The organism is Streptomyces sp. NPDC002935 (assembly GCF_040611295.1).
Lineage (GTDB): Bacteria > Actinomycetota > Actinomycetes > Streptomycetales > Streptomycetaceae > Streptomyces.
Map to the genome: position 1 here is coordinate 161,910 of NZ_JBEXNW010000015.1, position 16,741 is coordinate 178,650.

Sequence of the window (16,741 nt, forward strand, 5' to 3'; positions counted from 1 at the left end):
CCGCCCGCTACCGGCGCAGCGACTGCCCGAAGCCCGCCGCCAGCGGCATCCGCAGGCCCAGCGGCGGCGGCGCGGCGAAGGCGTCCTCGACCGGGCGGGAGAAGGCGTGCCCGAACAGCGTGCCCAGCACGAAGTCTTCCGCGAGGGCGAGGACTTCGTGCCGGTGCTGGTGCAGCGCGTGCCCGTCCGAGTGGACCTCGAAGCGGCAGATGTCGCGGTTGGCCTTCTTCGCGCGTGCCGCGAGCCGGAACGACAACTCCGGGTCGGTGCGCTCGTCGTTGGTCCCGTGCACGATCAGCACGCGCCGGCCGGCCAGCTGTTTCACCGGTTCGGGTGGCGCGGCGACATCGTCCTCGGGCAGCCACGGTGCCAGCGCCAGCACGGAGTTGACGGCCGAGTGCCCGCCCGCGCGCAGCGCCGCCCGGCCGCCCATGTCCATACCGACCAGACACACGGGGACGTCGCCGTAGCGGCGGACCACCTCGTCCGCGGCCCAGGACGCGTCGGCCGCCAGATGCGCCTCGCTGCCGTTCCAGCCGCGGACCCGGTAGTGCACCACGTGCGTGACCAGGCCTTCCGCGCGTCCGGCGCGGGTCAGGCGGCGCCCCAACGCGCGTACGGAGGCGGTCGCCATCATGGGGGAGGGTCTGCGGGCCGAGCTCTCCTCGCCGCCCGGCAGCAGCAGAACAACTCCGCTGACTGCCGTCGGTTCCGGGCCGAGCGCCCTCCCCAGCCGGGCCCTGCGAACCGGCGTCGCTTGCTGTGCCATGACAGAACAGTGTCAGAAGCAAGGGTGTACGCCACCCGTCCGCACGGTCACCGTTACGTATCGACGGATTCGTACAACAGGAGATCTACGCGCGTAGGGGCTAGAGTGCGAAAATGACGAGCCAGATCCGGAACACCCCGAGCTCGGAACAGATCCGCCGGGCGCCCAAGGTCCTGCTGCACGATCATCTCGACGGGGGACTGCGCCCCGGCACGATCGTCGAACTCGCCCGCGACACGGGCTACTCCAACCTCCCCGAGACCGATCCCGGCAAGCTCGGGCTCTGGTTCCGTGAGGCCGCCGACTCCGGTTCGCTGGAGCGGTACCTGGAGACCTTCGCCCACACCTGCGCCGTCATGCAGACCCGCGAGGCGCTGGTGCGGGTTGCCGCCGAGTGCGCCGAGGACCTCGCCGAGGACGGGGTGGTCTACGCCGAGGTGCGGTACGCGCCCGAGCAGCACCTGGAAGGCGGGCTCAGCCTCGAAGAGGTCGTCGAGGCGGTCAACGAGGGCTTCCGGGAAGGGGAACGGCTGGCCCGGGAGAACGGTCACCGCATCCGGGTCGGCGCCCTGCTGACCGCGATGCGGCACGCGGCCCGCGCCCTGGAGATCGCGGAACTCGCGAACCGCTACCGCGACCTGGGCGTCGTCGGCTTCGACATCGCGGGCGCCGAGGCCGGGTTCCCGCCCACCCGGCACCTCGACGCCTTCGAGTACCTCAAGCGCGAGAACAACCACTTCACGATCCACGCGGGTGAGGCGTTCGGCCTGCCGTCCATCTGGCAGGCCCTCCAGTGGTGCGGCGCCGACCGGCTCGGGCACGGCGTACGCATCATCGACGACATCCAGGTGCGCGAGGACGGTTCGGTGGAGCTCGGGCGGCTCGCGTCGTACGTCCGCGACAAGCGCATCCCGCTGGAGCTGTGCCCCAGTTCCAATCTCCAGACCGGCGCCGCCGACTCGTACGCGGCTCACCCCATCGGGTTGCTGCGGCGGCTGCATTTCCGTGCGACCGTGAACACGGATAATCGGCTCATGTCGGGAACGAGCATGAGTCAGGAATTCGAGCACCTTGTCGAAGCGTTCGGTTATTCGCTCGATGATCTGCAATGGTTCTCGGTCAATGCTATGAAGTCAGCATTCATTCCTTTCGATGAACGACTGGCCATGATCAATGACGTGATCAAGCCCGGATATGCAGAACTGAAGTCCGAATGGCTGTTCCAGCAGACCGTCTCGACCAGCGGTTCTGTGGGAGATCAGGCCTGATCGGAGCGAGTGGAAAGCGGCCGGGTCTTCACTTGTTCTCCATGACTCGGCCGCTTTTCGATGTTTGCGGAGGGCGGGTTTGCGTGTTTACGGTCTTGGACCGCTCACATCCCCGCCTCACCCATCCAAGGACGCATTCACCATGAAGCAGTCTGCTGCCAAGACCCTCGGTGTCGCCGCTCTCGGTGCCGCTTTCGCCGCTGTCGGCGCGGGCGCCGCGAGTGCGGCCCCGGCCGTGCCCGACGCCTCCTCGGCCCTGGACACCGCCACCAGGACGCTGCCCGCCGAGAACGTCACCAAGGCGCTGCCCGGTGCCGGGGAGGCCCTCGCCCAGGGCCAGAGCGCGCTCGGCACGGGCGTGGACGCCGCGCAGCCCGCCGCCGCGCGTCTGCTCGCCGAAGGGCCCGCCGCGCCCGTGGCCGGACTGCTCGGGGGGCTGCCGCTGCAGGGGCTGCCCACGCACGGCCTGCCCGTGAACGGGATTCCGCTGGGCTGAGGCTCTCCGTCGGACCGAGGCCCCCTGCCTGTCCGAGCGCGGGGCCTTCTGGGCCGTACGAACGCCGGTGGGGCGCACCCGACCAGGGTGCGCCCCACCGGCGTTCGCCGTGTGTCCACAGTCGCCGTCCGCCCGGGTCACCAGGCGGTGCGGGAGGCCTTGCCCTCGGAGGGGAAGAGGATCCACAGCGCTATGTAGAGCACGAACTGCGGGCCGGGGAGCAGGCAGGACAGGACGAAGATGACGCGCATCGTGGTCGCGGAGGTGCCGAAGCGCCGTGCCAGCGCAGCACAGACTCCGCCGATCATGCGGCCGTTCGTGGGGCGGGCAAGGGCGGTCATGGTGGCTCCTTCGCGAACCGTCGTCGAGTGCCGGTGGGACCGGCTTCGTCGTTCTCATCGGTGCCTTCACCGATGTCTTCAACGTTACGAGGACGAAGCGGACGAAGCGTCGCTCTACGGAGCGATCCCGACCCTGGGAATCGTCGGGGTCCGACCCTGAGCGGGGTCCTCCCGAAGGACGGCCGCGCGGCGCCGTGTCTCGGCCCGGCGACGGAGACGGACCCGGGCGGCGGGCACGATCGCGAGGTGCGCGAGGGCCACGCCGAGGGTGTTCAGCGTGATCGAGTCGATGTCCACGACCTGGCCCGGGACGCCGGTCTGCAGCAGCTCTATGCCCAGCGAGAGCAGAGCGCCGGCCGTGATCGTCCGCAGGAGGGAGCCGAGGGGGGAGACGGCGAGCCGGCCTGCCGCCATCGGGAGCAGGACACCCAGCGGGGCGAGCAGGCCGAGGCCCGCGGCGATGCGGCGGATCGCCGTCTCGGGGTCCAGCGCGAGGTCGGCTCTGATGCCCGCGAAGGGCCTCAGGTTGGCGGCGCTCACCCAGGGGACGTCCAGCGGTCGCAGCGTGATCCAGGCGACGAGCGCCAGGTGTGCGACGAGGAGGACACCTCCTGCCACACGGACGCGGGTGACGGCGCTGCCGCCGTCTGAACCATGACGCTGCACGCCCCCCAAGACGCGGGGTCCGGCACGATCGGTTCCGTGGCGGGGGTTTTCGCCCCGTCACGTCACATCACGAGCCCTCGACCGCCGTCGACGCCGGGGACTCGTCGGCGGGGGCGGCGCGCACCTCGGGGGTGCACGCGTAACTGCGCAGCGGGGCGGGGACGGGACCGCCCAGGACGACGGTGCCGTCGTCCCGTGCCGCGGCCGAGTCGGAGAAGGTGCAGACGATCTGGGCGAGGGCCATCGAGGTGAGGTTCTCCGGCGGGGTGCTCAACCGGAGGGTGTCCTCGGGGTCCCGGCCGCGGGGTCCGCCGACCGTCATGCCACCGCGTACGTCCGTCGTGTACCCGGCCTGCTCCTCGGGCGTCGACGGTGTCTGTGCGAGTTCGTCGAGCAGCGCCTGGGCGACCAGGACCCGCCGTGCCGACTCCGCCGTACCGTCCGGGATGCGCACCGACCGGTCGACGGTCACCAGCTGCGCCGAGCACAGCAGGAAGACCTGGACCGGCACTCCGCGCGAGGACTGGGTCGAGATGTCGGGGCCGGAGAGGGCGCAGGGCACCCGGGAGGGCGCCGGACCGAAGTCGGTGGGCACCTGCGTGGAGCGGATACCGCACCCCGTGAGCAACACGGCGAGCAACGGGACGGCCAGCCAGGGCCGCACCCCGCCCAGCCGCGCCCGCCGGGACGGGCGGCCGGTCCGCGGGGAGCCCGTCGCCCCCGGGCGGGCGGCGTCCGGGAAGCCGGCAGGCTGCGGGTGGCTGGACCGCGGGGAGTGGGCCGCCGGTGAGTCGGTGGTCTCCGGGGAGTGGGCAGCCTGCGGACGGGCGGTCCGCGAGGAGTGGGCGGCGCGCGGGCCGGTGGTCTCCGGGGAGTGGGCGGCGCGCGGGCGGGTGCTCTCCGGGGAGTGGGCGGCGCGCGGGCCGGTGGTCTCCGGGGAGCGGGTGGCCTGCGGGCCGGTGGTCTCCGGGGAGCCGGAGGCCCGCGGGCCGGTGGAGCGTGCGGTTGTCATCCGGCGGTGCCTTCCGTGCCGTTCCCGTGCGCGGAACCGTTACGGCCCTGCGGGTCGTCGGCGAGCAGTTCCGACGCGTCCTCCTGGGGCAGGCGCAGGGTGAAGACAGCCCCGCCCTTGGCCGCATTCGCCGCTGTGATCTCGCCGCCGTGGATGTGCGCGTTCTCCAGGGCGATGGAGAGGCCGAGGCCGCTGCCCTCGGAGCGCGGGCGGGACGCGCTGGCCTTGTAGAAGCGGTCGAAGACATGCGGCAGGACGTCCTCGGGGATGCCGGGGCCGTGGTCCTGCACCTCGATGACCAGTTCCTCACCCTCCACCCGCACCGACACCCGGACCGGCGAACCGCCGTGCTTGAGCGCGTTGCCGATCAGGTTCGCGAGGATCACGTCGAGGCGGCGCGGGTCGAGGCGGACCATGATGCCGCGCTCGGCGTCCAGGTCGACGGCGTCCAGCCAGGCGCGCGCGTCGATGCACGCGGTGATCTGGTCGGCGATGTCCACGTCGTCGAGGATGAGCCGGGCGGTGCCCGCGTCGAAGCGGGTCACCTCCATCAGGTTCTCGACGAGGTCGCCCAGGCGCCGGGTCTCACTGACGACCAGCCGTACGGCCGGCTCGATCATCGGGTCGACGCTGCCGGTCTCCGCGTCCAGCTCCTCCTCGAGGATCTCGGTGACGGCGGTGATCGCGGTCAGCGGCGTACGGAGTTCGTGGGACATGTCGGCGACGAAGCGACGGGAGGCCTCGTCCCGCGCGCTCATGTCCGCGACCCGTTTCTCCAGGGCCTCCGCCGTCCGGTTGAACGTCCGTGACAGATCGGCGAGTTCGTCCGTGCCGGAGACCCGCAGCCGGGTGTCCAGCTTGCCCTCGCCGAGCCGGCGGGCCGCGATGCCCAGCCGGTGGACCGGCTTGAGGACCGTCGTCGCGGCGGCCTGGGCGAGCAGCGCCGAACCGATCAGCGCGAGCCCCGTCGCGATCCCCAGCGACCAGGCCAGCGAGTTGAGGTCCTTGGCCTCCGGCTCAAGCGACTTGAGCATGTAGCCGGTCGTGGAGCCGTCGATCACCCGCGCGCCGCCCACCAGGTACGGCTTGTCGTGGTCGGTGATCCGCTGCCAGTACAAGTGGTACGCGGACGTGTTGTTCGAGGAGAGCGGCTGCTGCTTGTTCACCGCCTTCTGGAGGGACTTGGGCACGTCCTCCAGCGTGAAGGTGTCCAGCTCGGAGTTGCCGGCGATGGTTTTGCCGTTCACGTCCTCGGCGACCAGCAGCACGCTGAAACGCTGGCTGCTGTCCGCCATCTGCCGTGCCGTGCGCCGGAGTTCGTCCTGCGCCGGGTGAACCGGCAGCATGCTCGCGTGGTTGCGCATCTCCTGCTGGAAGTCACGCAGCACCGCGTCCTGCGTACGCGTCAGCACCGCCTCGCGGTTGAGCCAGTACGCGATGCCCGACGCCGAGACGGCTGCGGTGAGCGCGACGAGCCCGAACACCACGACCAGGCGCAGCCGCAGGCTGGTGAAGCGCAGACCGGACAGCAACGCCTTGCGCGCCGCGGCCCAGCCGCGGAGCTTGTCCTGCGGTTTGGTCACTGAGGGTTGTCCAGCCGATAGCCGACGCCGCGCACGGTACGGATCAGGGTGGGCGAGGACGGCACGTCCTCCACCTTGGCGCGCAGCCGCTGCACACAGGCGTCGACCAGACGTGAGTCGCCCAGGTAGTCGTGCTCCCACACCAGACGCAGCAACTGCTGGCGGGACAGGGCCTGTCCGGGCCGGCGGCTCAGCTCCAGGAGCAACCGCAGCTCGGTGGGCGTCAGTTGCAGATCCTCGCCGTTCTTGGTCACCGTCATCGCGGCACGGTCGATGACCAGCGAGCCGAACGACGCGGAGTCGTTCGCCTCCCGCTCGCCGCGGCGCAGCACGGCACGGATCCGGGCGTCGAGCACCCGGCCCTGCACCGGCTTGACGACATAGTCGTCGGCGCCGGACTCCAGTCCGACCACGACGTCGATGTCGTCGCTGCGCGCGGTCAGCAGAATGATCGGCAGCTGGTCGGTGCGCCGGATGCGCCGGCACACCTCGAATCCGTCGATGCCGGGCAGCATCACATCCAGCACGATCAGGTCCGGCCGCTGCTCGCGCAACAGCTTCAGACCGTCCTCGCCGGTGGCAGCGGTGGCCACGCGGTGTCCCTGGCGCGTCAAAGAGAGCTCCAGGGCCGTACGGATGGCGTCGTCGTCCTCGATCAGCAACAGGGAAGGCACAGACGTCATTCTGGCCCATGTCATGGCCGGGTATCGACCGTTGGAGCGCTCCCACTCGTCTCCCGCGCGCATCGAGTGTCCTCGCGGACGGCCGGGAGGTCTCAAGTGGTCATCTGCGTAGTCGTACCGCTCTCCTCTGTGATCGCGCTGTGGCGCGCCTGGGAACGGGCCCTGTGACAGGTCTGTGACAGTCGGCGGACACGGCCATGAAGTGGCCCGGGCAAGCTTTTGGACACAAGGCAGGACGCACGACGGAACGAACCGAACAACCGGGACTTCACGACGGGGGGCGCGAGATGAACACGCTGCACAGCACCAGCACTGGCGCAGTAGTCACGCGGCTCCACGATGTCACCCGGGCAACGGAGAAGTCCGGTGCTGTGAGCGGGCGGGGGTGCGCTCGCGGCGCCGGGCGTCAGCACACCGCGTACATGACGGTGGTTGACGCTTTCACGGGGGAGAGCGCCACGGCGCCGGCCGCCGTGGGTACGACCGGGGGGAAGGCTCACGGGGGAGCCGCGTACGGGGAGGTCACGGGGGAGCGTCACTCCGGGGCGGGGACGGTGGATGCGGAAGCGGCCTTCACCGCCTACGTCCAGGAGCGTCGCGCCTCCCTGTACGCAACCGCCTATCACCTGACCGGTGACCGCTTCGAGGCCGAGGACCTGCTGCAGAGCGCGCTGTTCTCGACGTACCGGGCGTGGGACCGGATCAGTGACAAGGCCGCGGTCGGGGGTTATCTCCGCCGCACCATGACCAATCTGCACATCAGCGCGTGGCGCCGCCGCAAGCTGAACGAGTACCCGACCGAGGAACTGCCGGAGACGCCCGGTGACACGGACGCGATGCGCGGCACCGAACTGCGCGCGGTCCTGTGGCAGGCGCTGGCCCGGCTGCCCGAACTCCAGCGCACGATGCTGGTCCTCCGTTACTACGAGGGCCGCACCGACCCGGAGATCGCGGAGATCCTCGGCATCAGTGTCGGCACGGTGAAGTCCAGCATCTGGCGCTCGCTCCGCCGGATGCGCGAGGACGAGGTCCTCAGCTTCGGCCGTGACGAGGAGGAGTCCTTCGGGGAGCTTGTCGCCTGAAGGTGTGGGGGGAGCGGTAACAAGTAACACGGGGGAGCCGGTTCCGGGGGGAGCCGGCGACGGGGGACTGCTGGTTCCGGGGGGAGCCAACAGGCAACGGGGTCACGGGGAAACGGGTCACGGGGAGACAACCGTGTCACGGGGGACCACGGGGGAAAGCACGGGGGATACGGGAGAAGGTCCAGGCGGACGGGGGTTCGCCTGGACCTCTTTTCGTTGCCCGGGGTCCGACGGGCCGGCCCCGACCGGAGTCGGGTCCACCGGTGGCCGTACCCGCGGGTTCGCCCGCCGGGGCGGCGGCTCCTTGCCGCGGGCTTTCGGCTACGCGACGGTCGCGCGGGTGGACGCGTGGCGTCCGGCCGCCGCGGCCGTCAGCCGGCCGAGCGCCTCGTCCCGGTCGCAGGGGTGAGCGCCCAGAGCCGCCTGGCGGGCCACGATGGAGCGCTCGGCGCGCATCAGCCGCCAGCCGCGGCGCAGCAGGAAGGGCACCGACTTGCGGCCCTCCTTCAGATCACGCACGAAGCGCCGCCGGAACGTGGTGACGGCGCCGCGCGACAGGCAGAGCGCGTCGGCGAGCAACCCGAGTTCGCGGCAGCGCTCGACGATCTCGGCGGCGAAGATCCCCTCCGCGATGAACACCGGTGTCCGCTCGATGCGCAGGGCCTCGGTCCCGGTGCGGGCGCTCAGCGAGATGTCGTAGACGGGGATGGTCGTACGTCCCGTACGGCACAGTTCCTCGATCGCGGCGACGGCGGTGTCCGCGTCCCAGGACAGCGGGTGGTCCCAGTCGATGTCCTCGCTGCCCTCGACCTGGGGCAGCGTCGGGTCCGTGCCCTCCTTGTAGAAGTCGTCGAGACGGAGCACGGGGAGCCCGGAGTCGGCCGCGAGAAGGGACTTACCGGAGCCGGAGGGGCCGCAGAGCAGCACCACGCGGGTGGGTATCGGGGGATGGGAACCCAATGGTCTGTACCTTCTCTGACGGGTCCGGCGGCGCCGCGCGTCGGCGCGGCTCCCGGACATTATCCCCGGCTCCGGCGTTCGGGCCGACTGGCGGTGATATGCCTGTTGACCCGCAGGGGCGAATCCGCCGCCCGGACCGCCCTGAACGCGACCCCGGTCAACTACTCTGCGTGTCACGTCCGTTGCTCTCCGCTCCCCGCTAGTCAAAGAGGAAAACCTGATGGCGCGACACGCAGCCCAGCAGAACACCCTGGCCCGCACGACCGCGCGGATCGCCGCGGCGGTCGGCGTGGTCGCTGCCGGTGCGGCCGCGGCCTCCCCGGCCGTCGCGGACACGGCCCCCGTCGTGGACGCCGTGCGCACCCGGCCCACCTCGCTCGGCAACGTCGACCCGCAGGCGGGCCTGCAGGCACTGACCGGCACCGTGGGGTATGTCACGGGCCCCGTCGAGGGCCTCAAGCCCAACCCGCTGGCCGGTACCGGCGTGGACCCGCTCGACAACGGCGTGGGCACCCAGCTCGCCGACTTCAAACCGCTGTCCTCGCGGGCCCTGACGGGACCGCTGGCGCAGGCCCCGTCGGTGGGCAGCATTCCGGTGCTGGGGCAGGTGACCGGGCTGCTGCACTGACACACCCGCACGGGCTCGCTGTCCGCGGTCCGTGAGTGTCGGCAGCCCACGACAGCCCCTGGGCGCTCCTGAGAGCCCCTGGACATGAGAGAGCCGCGCGTCCCCCCGTTCGGAGGGGACGCGCGGCTCTCCCGTGTGCGGGGCCCCGGGGACACGGATCGGGGCCCCGACATCTCAGGGCGTCATCGCCGCGGCGGGGCGGCCGGCACGGCTCAGTAGGAGGAGCCCGAGGCGCCCAGGGAGCCCGTCGGGTGCCAGACCGTCTTCGTCTCCAGGAAGGCGGTGAGGCGCTCGGTGCCGGGAGTGCGCGCGTAATCCACAGGCTGTGGACGAAGAACGCGCTTCAGGTTGTCCGCGGCCGCGATCTCCAGCTCCTTCGCCAGTACGTCGTCCGCGCCGACGAGGTCGATCGCGTTGACGTCCTGGTGCGCGGCCAGCGGGGCCGCGATCTCCGCGGTCCGTCCGGACAGGACGTTGACCACGCCGCCCGGCAGGTCGGAGGTGGCCAGCACCTCGCCCAGCGACAGGGCCGGCAGCGGGGACTTCTCGCTGGCGATCACGATCACCGTGTTGCCGGTGGCGATCACCGGGGCGATCACCGACACCAGGCCGAGGAACGACGACTCCTGCGGCGCGAGCACGGTGACGACACCGGTCGGCTCCGGGGAGGACAGGTTGAAGAACGGGCCCGCCACCGGGTTGCCGCCTCCCACGACCTGGGCGATCTTGTCGGTCCAGCCCGCGTACCAGACCCAGCGGTCGATCGCCGCGTCGACGACGGCCGCCGCCTTCGCCTTGGACAGGCCCTCCGCTTCGGCCACTTCGCGGACGAACTGCTCCTTGCGGCCCTCCAGCATCTCGGCGACGCGGTAGAGGATCTGGCCGCGGTTGTACGCCGTGGCGCCGGACCAGCCGCCGAACGCCTTGCGCGCGGCGACGACCGCGTCACGGGCGTCCTTGCGGCTGGACTGGGGAACGTTCGCCAGCCACTTGCCCTTGGAGTCGCTCACCTCGTACACCCGGCCGCTCTCGGAACGCGGGAACTTGCCGCCCACGTACAGCTTGTAGGTCTTGAAGACGCTCAGACGCTGCTGCTCGGACTTCTCGGCTGCACTCATTTATCGCTCGCCCTCCGGGCTCGACGGGGCGAGGTACGCCTCCAGGCCGTGACGACCGCCCTCGCGGCCGAAGCCCGACTCCTTGTACCCGCCGAACGGCGAGGCCGGGTCGAACTTGTTGAACGTGTTGGACCAGATGACACCCGCGCGGAGCTTGCTCGCGACGGCGAGGATGCGGGAGCCCTTCTCGGTCCAGATACCCGCGGAGAGGCCGTACGGGGAGTTGTTGGCCTTGGCGACCGCCTCGTCCGGGGTGCGGAACGTGAGGACGGACAGCACCGGGCCGAAGATCTCGTCGCGGGCGATGGTGTGCGCCTGCGTGACGTTCGTGAAGAGCGTCGGGGCGAACCAGTAGCCGGAGGAGGGCAGTTCGCAGGCCGGGGACCAGCGCTCGGCACCCTCGGCCTCGCCCTGGTCGACGAGCGTGGTGATGCGGGAGAGCTGCTCGGCGGAGTTGATCGCGCCGATGTCCGTGTTCTTGTCGAGCGGGTCGCCGAGGCGCAGGGTCGACAGACGGCGCTTGAGCGAGTCGAGCAGCTCGTCGTGGATCGACTCCTGGACCAGCAGCCGGGAGCCCGCGCAGCAGACCTGTCCCTGGTTGAAGAAGATGCCGCTGACGATGCCCTCGACGGCCTGGTCGATCGGGGCGTCGTCGAAGACGATGTTCGCGCCCTTGCCGCCCAGTTCGAGCGTGACCTTCTTGTGCGAGCCCGCGATCTGGCGGGCGATCGCCTTGCCGACGGCGGTGGAGCCGGTGAAGGCCACCTTGTCCACGTCGGGGTGCGCGACGAGGGCCGCGCCCGCGTCGCCGTACCCGGGAAGGATGTTGACGACGCCCCTGGGCAGGCCCGCCTGGCGGCAGATGTCCGCGAAGAACAGCGCCGAAAGCGGCGTGGTCTCCGCGGGCTTCAGGACGACCGTGTTGCCGGTCGCGAGGGCCGGGGCGATCTTCCACGCCAGCATCAGCAGCGGGAAGTTCCACGGGATGACCTGGCCGGCGACGCCCAGCGGGCGCGGGTTCGCGCCGAAGCCCGCGTGGTCGAGCTTGTCGGCCCAGCCCGCGTAGTAGAAGAAGTGCGCGGCGACCAGGGGGAGATCGGCGTCCCGGGTCTCCTTGATCGGCTTGCCGTTGTCCAGCGTCTCCAGGACGGCCAGCTCGCGGCTGCGCTCCTGGATGATCCGCGCGATGCGGAACAGGTACTTGGCACGCTCGGAGCCCGGCAGCGCGGACCACTTCCCGAAGGCCTTGCGGGCGGCCTTCACCGCGCGGTCGACGTCCGCCTCGCCCGCCTGGGCGATCTCGGAGAGGACCTCTTCGGTGGAGGGGGAGACGGTCTTGAAGACCTTGCCCTCGGCGGCCTCGGTGAACTCACCGTCGATGAACAGGCCGTAGGAGGGGGCGATGTCGACGACGGAGCGGGACTCGGGCGCCGGTGCGTATTCGAATGCGGAAGCCATGATGGATCAGTCCACCGTCACGTAGTCGGGGCCGGAATAGCGGCCGGTGGCCAGCTTCTGACGCTGCATCAGCAGGTCGTTCAGGAGCGAGGACGCGCCGAAGCGGAACCAGTGGTTGTCCAGCCAGTCCTCACCCGCCGTCTCGTTCACCACGACCAGGAACTTGACGGCGTCCTTCGTGGTGCGGATGCCGCCGGCCGGCTTCACGCCGACCTGCACCCCGGTCTGGGCACGGAAGTCGCGGACGGCCTCCAGCATCAGGAGCGTGTTCGCGGGCGTCGCGTTCACGGCCACCTTGCCGGTGGAGGTCTTGATGAAGTCGGCCCCGGCCAGCATGCCGAGCCAGCTCGCCCGTCGGATGTTGTCGTACGTCGACAGCTCGCCGGTCTCGAAGATGACCTTCAGACGGGCGGCGCCCGAGGCCTCCTTCACGGCGACGATCTCGTCGTACACCTTCAGGTACTTGCCCGCGAGGAACGCCCCGCGGTCGATGACCATGTCGATCTCGTCGGCGCCCGCGGCGACTGCGTCGCGCACGTCGGCCAGCTTCACAGGGAGCGCGGCGCGGCCCGCGGGGAAGGCGGTGGCGACGGAGGCGACCTTCACGCCGGAACCGGCGACGGCCTCCTTCGCGACGGCCACCATGTCGGGATAGACACAGACCGCCGCCGTGCTGGGCGCCGTGCGGTCGGTCGGGTCCGGGAGCACCGCCTTGGCGCCGAGCGCCCGGACCTTGCCCGGGGTGTCCGCGCCTTCCAGCGTCGTCAGGTCGACCATCGAGATGGCGAGGTCGATGGCGTACGCCTTCGCGGTGGTCTTGATGGAACGGGTGCCGAGCGAGGCGGCGCGCGCCTCCAGGCCGACCGCGTCGACGCCGGGCAGCCCGTGGAGGAAGCGGCGCAGCGTGCTGTCGGACGCGGTTACGTCGCCGAGTGCGATTGCAGCAGATGCAGAGGTGGGCATGGTCACCAGACGAGCATATCTACGCGCGTAGCGGCTGTACAGCCCGAGGGATGACCAAGGGTTTTTTGTCCCTTAGGGCAGTTCCTCGGCCGGCGGAGGCGAGTGCGCTCACGTGGCGGAACGGCCGCGGGGCTGTGGGTGACGGAACGGCCCCGTCCGGGGCGGCCACAGGGGAACCGCCCCGCGGCGAGCCGGGGCCGAAGGGCACGTCGTGGTGGGGACGCCCGGTGGTGGACCCGCTACTCGGCGGAGGCGGGCAGCGTCGCGCGGGCGTCGATCTGCCAGCACGCCGCCGTGAAGCGGACCTCCGTGCCTTGCACGAACGGATCGAACGCGGCGCGGACCGTTTCGACGACCTGGGCCCTGGTCGGCTCGTCCGTCTCGCGCAGCGCGATGCCGACCGGACCGAACCGGCTGAAGTACGGCGCCAGCTCCGTCTCGGGCAGGACGCAGGTCACATCGACGGGCCGGATGTCGATCCCGGCCCAGCCGCTCTCCTCCAGCAGGCGGCGCACCCGGTCCGCGTCCGCGAAGGCGAACTGTCCCGGCGCGTCCGGCCTGCGCTCCGGGAGGTCCGGCAGTAGCGGGGCCGCGGCGCGCTCGGCCGTCGTCATGAACGGGTTCTCGGCGATGTCGCGCCAGGCGATGAACCGCAGCCGGGCGTCGTCCTTCGCGGCCCGCCGCAGATTGGTGAAGGCCCGCACCGTGTCCTGGAAGAACATGACGCCGAAGCGCGAGACGACCGCGTCGAACACCGCGGGTTCGAAGACGTGGTCCTGCGCGTCGGCGCGGACGAAGGAGGCCGGCGCGCCTTCCCGCTCCGCGCGGGCCCGGGCGGCCTCGATCATCGGCCCGGAGATGTCGACGCCGACACACTCGCCCTTGGCGCCGAGCCGCCGCGCGACGGCCACCGTCGTGCCGCCCGTGCCGCAGCCGACATCGAGCACCCGGCCCCCCTGCCCGGCCGGAACGGCATCGACGATCAGCTCCTCCAGCGGCGCGAACAACGCGTCCACCACGTCCTGGGCCTCGACCCAGGCGCACCCGGACGGGCCGTTCCAGCGCGCCGTCTGCTCGTCGTCCGCCTTGCCGTCCGCTTTGGGGTCCGTCCTGCGGATGGGTTCCATGACGCCTCCCTTGCTTGCACTCATGACGCGGAGATGACACCGTCCTACTTCAAGCCGACTTGAGGTCAAGAGGATGCCGGACCTGGACATCGCAGAAGTGGCGCGGCGCGCCGGAGTGCCCGCTTCGACCCTGCGGTTCTACGAGGAGAAGGGGCTGATCGCCCCGACCGGCAGACGCGGGCTGCGCCGGCAGTTCGACCCCGGTGTGCTTGAACGGCTGGCGCTGATCGCGCTCGGGCGCTCCGCCGGCTTCTCGCTGGACGAGATCGCCCGCATGTTCGCGCCGGACGGGCGTGCGCACATCGACCGGCAGGTGCTCGCCGACAAGGCCGAGGAACTGGACCGGACGATCCGCGAACTCGGAGTCCTGCGCGACTCGCTGCGGCACGCCGCCGCCTGTCCCGCGCCGAGCCACCTGGAATGCCCCACCTTCCGCCGCATCCTGGGGGCCGCCGCGTCCGGCGCCGTCGCGGTGCCGGGGAAGCGGGCCGCACGACCGCCATCGCGACCATAGCGAGACCACACCGAGCTCAAGCGCACCGCAGGCGTCGTGCACAATCGGAACCATGACCACCCCGGACCACCAGTCACCCCTTCCGGACGCCTCGCGACCCGAGGCCAGGGACCGGATCTACCGGTCGCCCGCCGGTATCGCGGGCGGCATCCTGCTGCTGATCCTCGCGGGCTGGCTCGGCGTCGACGCGCTGGTCTCCGGAACCGGCCGCACCCCCTGGCTCGCGCTCGCCGCGCTGATCCTCGTCGTGCCGCTGGTGATCGCCTTCACCCTGCGCCCCGCGGTCTACGCGAACGAGGACCGGCTGCGCATCCGCAACCCGCTCCGCGTGATCGTGCTGCCCTGGAGCAAGGTCGCCTCGCTGCGCTCGCACTACTCGAACGAGGTCGTCGACACCTCCGGCACGAAGTTCCAGCTGTGGGCGGTGCCCGTGTCGCTGCGCGCCCGCAAGAAGGCGGCCAAGCAGCAGGCGCGGGGCGCGGCGGGCCACGGTGGCGACGGCCGTACGTCCGCGCTGGGCCGTCCGTCCCTCTTCGGCCGGGGCGCCGCCACCGACGCGCCGACCCGCCCCCAGACCGACCAGATCATGGACGATCTGCGTGCCCTCGCCGAGGCCAGGGCCACCGAGGACAGCGCCCAGGGCGAGGTCACGGTGCGCTGGGCGTACGAAGTGATCGGTCCCGCGCTGGCCGGTGCCGTCGTGCTGGCGATCCTGCTGGCCGGCGGCTGACGAGACCCTCGTGGGGCCGCGCCCACTCACTGGCGCCCGCCGGTCCCCACCGGCGCCCGCCGGTTCGGCAGCCCTCGGCCGGAGCTCCCTCGGCCAGGTCGCTCGCGCCCGGTCAGGGCGCGCTCGGCCACACCAGGGCCATGTACGCGCCGCAGTACGCCGAACCGAGCACCGCGGACGTCAGGACCAGCGTCCGGAAGCGGACGGAGGCGCGGGCCAGGTGCAGGGCCAAGGGAAGCAGCAAGGGGAAGCCGGGGAGCAGGAAGCGGGCCCGCGGGAAGTAGACGCCGCCGCTGCCGAGGACGATCAGCAGCAGGATCCCGCTGAAGACCAGCAGGGGGAGCGGCTGGCGGTCCCAGGCCGAGAGCGCGTACAGCACCACCGCCGCCAGCAGGGTCACGGTCACCATCACCAGGAACAGCTCCGGCGAGGAGTTCTGCGCCAGTACCTCCCGGAGCCGGCGCACGGTCTCCGCACCGCCGTCCCACTCGTTGTGCCACAGCCGCTGCACGGCGAAGTAACCGTCCCAGCGGCCCACCCGCAGGCCCACCCAGCCGACGTACGCGAGCCAGCCCGCCGGGGCCAGGAGCACCGCCGCGAGTGCCCGGACCGAGAAGCCCCGGCGCAGCGACACCAGCGCGGTCAGGGCGACGGCGGCGGCCACCGCGACACCGGTGGGCCGGGTCAGCCCCGCCAGCGCCGCCAGCGAGGCAGCCCACACCGGGCGGCCGGTGAGCACCGCGTACAGCGCCCACGCGGCGAACGCCGTGAACAGCGACTCCGTGTACCCCATCCACTGGACCAGACCCACCGGCAGGGCCGCCCACAGCACGGTCAGCAGCACCCCCACGCGGCGGCCGTGCAGATGACTGCCCACCGCGTGGACGCCCCAGGCGGCGAGGAACGAGCACACGACCGCGATCACCAGCCCCGTCGTCGCGCGTGAGCCGGGTGTCAGGGCCGCCACCGCCTTGACCAGGACCGGGTAGAGCGGGAAGAACGCCAGGTTGTTCGCGTCGTACGCGGTCCCCAGCTGGTGCGTGTAGCCGTGGTCGGCGATGCCGAGATACCAGTCCGCGTCCCACTGCTTCGCCAGGATCGGCCAGACGCCGTGGTGCCGGCGGTGTGCCCAGAACGCGAGCACGAGCAGGCCGGTGAGGCGGACGGCCGCGTAGGCGAGGAGCGCGGGGGCCGCGTGCCGCAGCCGGGTACGGACCGCGACGAGGAGGCCTGCCGCGCCCGGCGCGCGCCGGGTGGCCGGGACGCCCGGGACGGTCCCGCCCGGGGCGCCTCGGGGCGGGGCGGACGTCGGCCGGGAAGCGGTCGAGGGCACGCGGCAGCTC

General features: G+C 71.5%; 18 protein-coding genes. 6 read left to right on the forward strand and 12 right to left on the reverse strand.

Annotated features, from left to right (window positions below):
• Positions 1–7 precede the first annotated feature (7 nt).
• Positions 8–769 (reverse strand): alpha/beta hydrolase, encoded by a 762-nt coding sequence (locus tag ABZX90_RS21975; protein ID WP_351134646.1) that lies wholly within the window; start codon positions 767–769, stop codon positions 8–10.
• 113 nt (positions 770–882) lie between these two features.
• Here ABZX90_RS21975 and ABZX90_RS21980 point away from each other — a divergent pair, with 113 nt between their 5' ends.
• Together ABZX90_RS21980 and ABZX90_RS21985 are read left to right on the forward strand one after the other, a co-directional pair.
• Entirely contained in the window at positions 883–2,037 is a 1,155-nt protein-coding gene (locus tag ABZX90_RS21980; RefSeq protein ID WP_351134648.1) for an adenosine deaminase, read from the forward strand.
• Between the two features lie 142 nt (positions 2,038–2,179).
• On the forward strand, positions 2,180–2,533 hold the full coding sequence (locus tag ABZX90_RS21985; protein ID WP_351134650.1) for an ATP-binding protein: 354 nt from the start codon (positions 2,180–2,182) through the stop codon (positions 2,531–2,533).
• A 137-nt stretch (positions 2,534–2,670) separates the two neighbouring features.
• On the opposite strand, the gene ABZX90_RS21990 is transcribed toward ABZX90_RS21985, so the two are convergent.
• The 5 genes from ABZX90_RS21990 to afsQ1 form a co-directional block, all read right to left on the reverse strand.
• Entirely contained in the window at positions 2,671–2,874 is a 204-nt protein-coding gene (locus ABZX90_RS21990) for a PspC domain-containing protein (protein ID WP_266762038.1), read from the reverse strand.
• A gap of 114 nt (positions 2,875–2,988) precedes the next feature.
• Positions 2,989–3,540, reverse strand: coding sequence for a VanZ family protein (locus ABZX90_RS21995; protein ID WP_355207157.1), 552 nt, complete (start codon positions 3,538–3,540; stop codon positions 2,989–2,991).
• A gap of 67 nt (positions 3,541–3,607) precedes the next feature.
• The gene (locus tag ABZX90_RS22000; RefSeq protein ID WP_355207229.1) at positions 3,608–4,204 is read right to left on the reverse strand and encodes a hypothetical protein; all 597 of its coding nucleotides are present in this window, start codon (positions 4,202–4,204) and stop codon (positions 3,608–3,610) included.
• 344 nt (positions 4,205–4,548) lie between these two features.
• Positions 4,549–6,135, reverse strand: a complete 1,587-nt coding sequence (locus ABZX90_RS22005; RefSeq protein WP_351134654.1) for a HAMP domain-containing sensor histidine kinase — start codon at positions 6,133–6,135, stop codon at positions 4,549–4,551.
• Complete coding sequence (afsQ1, locus tag ABZX90_RS22010) at positions 6,132–6,809, reverse strand: two-component system response regulator AfsQ1 (RefSeq protein WP_037625670.1); 678 nt, start codon at positions 6,807–6,809, stop codon at positions 6,132–6,134. The genes ABZX90_RS22005 and afsQ1 overlap by 4 nt, the downstream gene beginning before the upstream one ends.
• Positions 6,810–7,105: 296 nt before the next feature.
• Between afsQ1 and ABZX90_RS22015 the strand changes: the two genes are divergently transcribed.
• Positions 7,106–7,900 carry a SigE family RNA polymerase sigma factor gene (locus tag ABZX90_RS22015; protein WP_351134657.1) on the forward strand — a complete coding sequence of 265 codons (795 nt, stop codon included), beginning with the start codon at positions 7,106–7,108 and terminating at the stop codon, positions 7,898–7,900.
• Positions 7,901–8,221: 321 nt separating this feature from the next.
• Here ABZX90_RS22015 and ABZX90_RS22020 read toward each other — a convergent pair whose 3' ends face one another.
• Positions 8,222–8,860, reverse strand: coding sequence for a uridine kinase (locus ABZX90_RS22020; protein WP_351134659.1), 639 nt, complete (start codon positions 8,858–8,860; stop codon positions 8,222–8,224).
• Between the two features lie 220 nt (positions 8,861–9,080).
• On the opposite strand from ABZX90_RS22020, the gene ABZX90_RS22025 reads away from it, so the two are divergent.
• Positions 9,081–9,488, forward strand: a complete 408-nt coding sequence (locus ABZX90_RS22025; protein ID WP_351134661.1) for a hypothetical protein — start codon at positions 9,081–9,083, stop codon at positions 9,486–9,488.
• A gap of 212 nt (positions 9,489–9,700) precedes the next feature.
• On the opposite strand, the gene ABZX90_RS22030 is transcribed toward ABZX90_RS22025, so the two are convergent.
• The 4 genes from ABZX90_RS22030 to ABZX90_RS22045 form a co-directional block, all read right to left on the reverse strand.
• Positions 9,701–10,606 (reverse strand): aldehyde dehydrogenase family protein, encoded by a 906-nt coding sequence (locus ABZX90_RS22030; protein WP_351134332.1) that lies wholly within the window; start codon positions 10,604–10,606, stop codon positions 9,701–9,703.
• Positions 10,607–12,064, reverse strand: coding sequence for an aldehyde dehydrogenase family protein (locus ABZX90_RS22035; RefSeq protein WP_351134330.1), 1,458 nt, complete (start codon positions 12,062–12,064; stop codon positions 10,607–10,609).
• Positions 12,065–12,070: 6 nt separating this feature from the next.
• The gene (gene deoC, locus ABZX90_RS22040; protein WP_351134338.1) at positions 12,071–13,027 is read right to left on the reverse strand and encodes a deoxyribose-phosphate aldolase; all 957 of its coding nucleotides are present in this window, start codon (positions 13,025–13,027) and stop codon (positions 12,071–12,073) included.
• Positions 13,028–13,266: 239 nt separating this feature from the next.
• Positions 13,267–14,154: a methyltransferase domain-containing protein gene (locus ABZX90_RS22045; protein ID WP_355207163.1), complete on the reverse strand. Its 888-nt coding sequence runs from the start codon at positions 14,152–14,154 to the stop codon at positions 13,267–13,269.
• Between the two features lie 73 nt (positions 14,155–14,227).
• Here ABZX90_RS22045 and ABZX90_RS22050 point away from each other — a divergent pair, with 73 nt between their 5' ends.
• The gene (locus ABZX90_RS22050) at positions 14,228–14,668 is read left to right on the forward strand and encodes a helix-turn-helix domain-containing protein (protein WP_355207165.1); all 441 of its coding nucleotides are present in this window, start codon (positions 14,228–14,230) and stop codon (positions 14,666–14,668) included.
• A gap of 52 nt (positions 14,669–14,720) precedes the next feature.
• Entirely contained in the window at positions 14,721–15,398 is a 678-nt protein-coding gene (locus ABZX90_RS22055; protein ID WP_351134324.1) for a PH domain-containing protein, read from the forward strand.
• A 112-nt stretch (positions 15,399–15,510) separates the two neighbouring features.
• Here ABZX90_RS22055 and ABZX90_RS22060 read toward each other — a convergent pair whose 3' ends face one another.
• Positions 15,511–16,731, reverse strand: coding sequence for a hypothetical protein (locus tag ABZX90_RS22060; protein ID WP_355207168.1), 1,221 nt, complete (start codon positions 16,729–16,731; stop codon positions 15,511–15,513).
• Positions 16,732–16,741 lie beyond the last annotated feature (10 nt).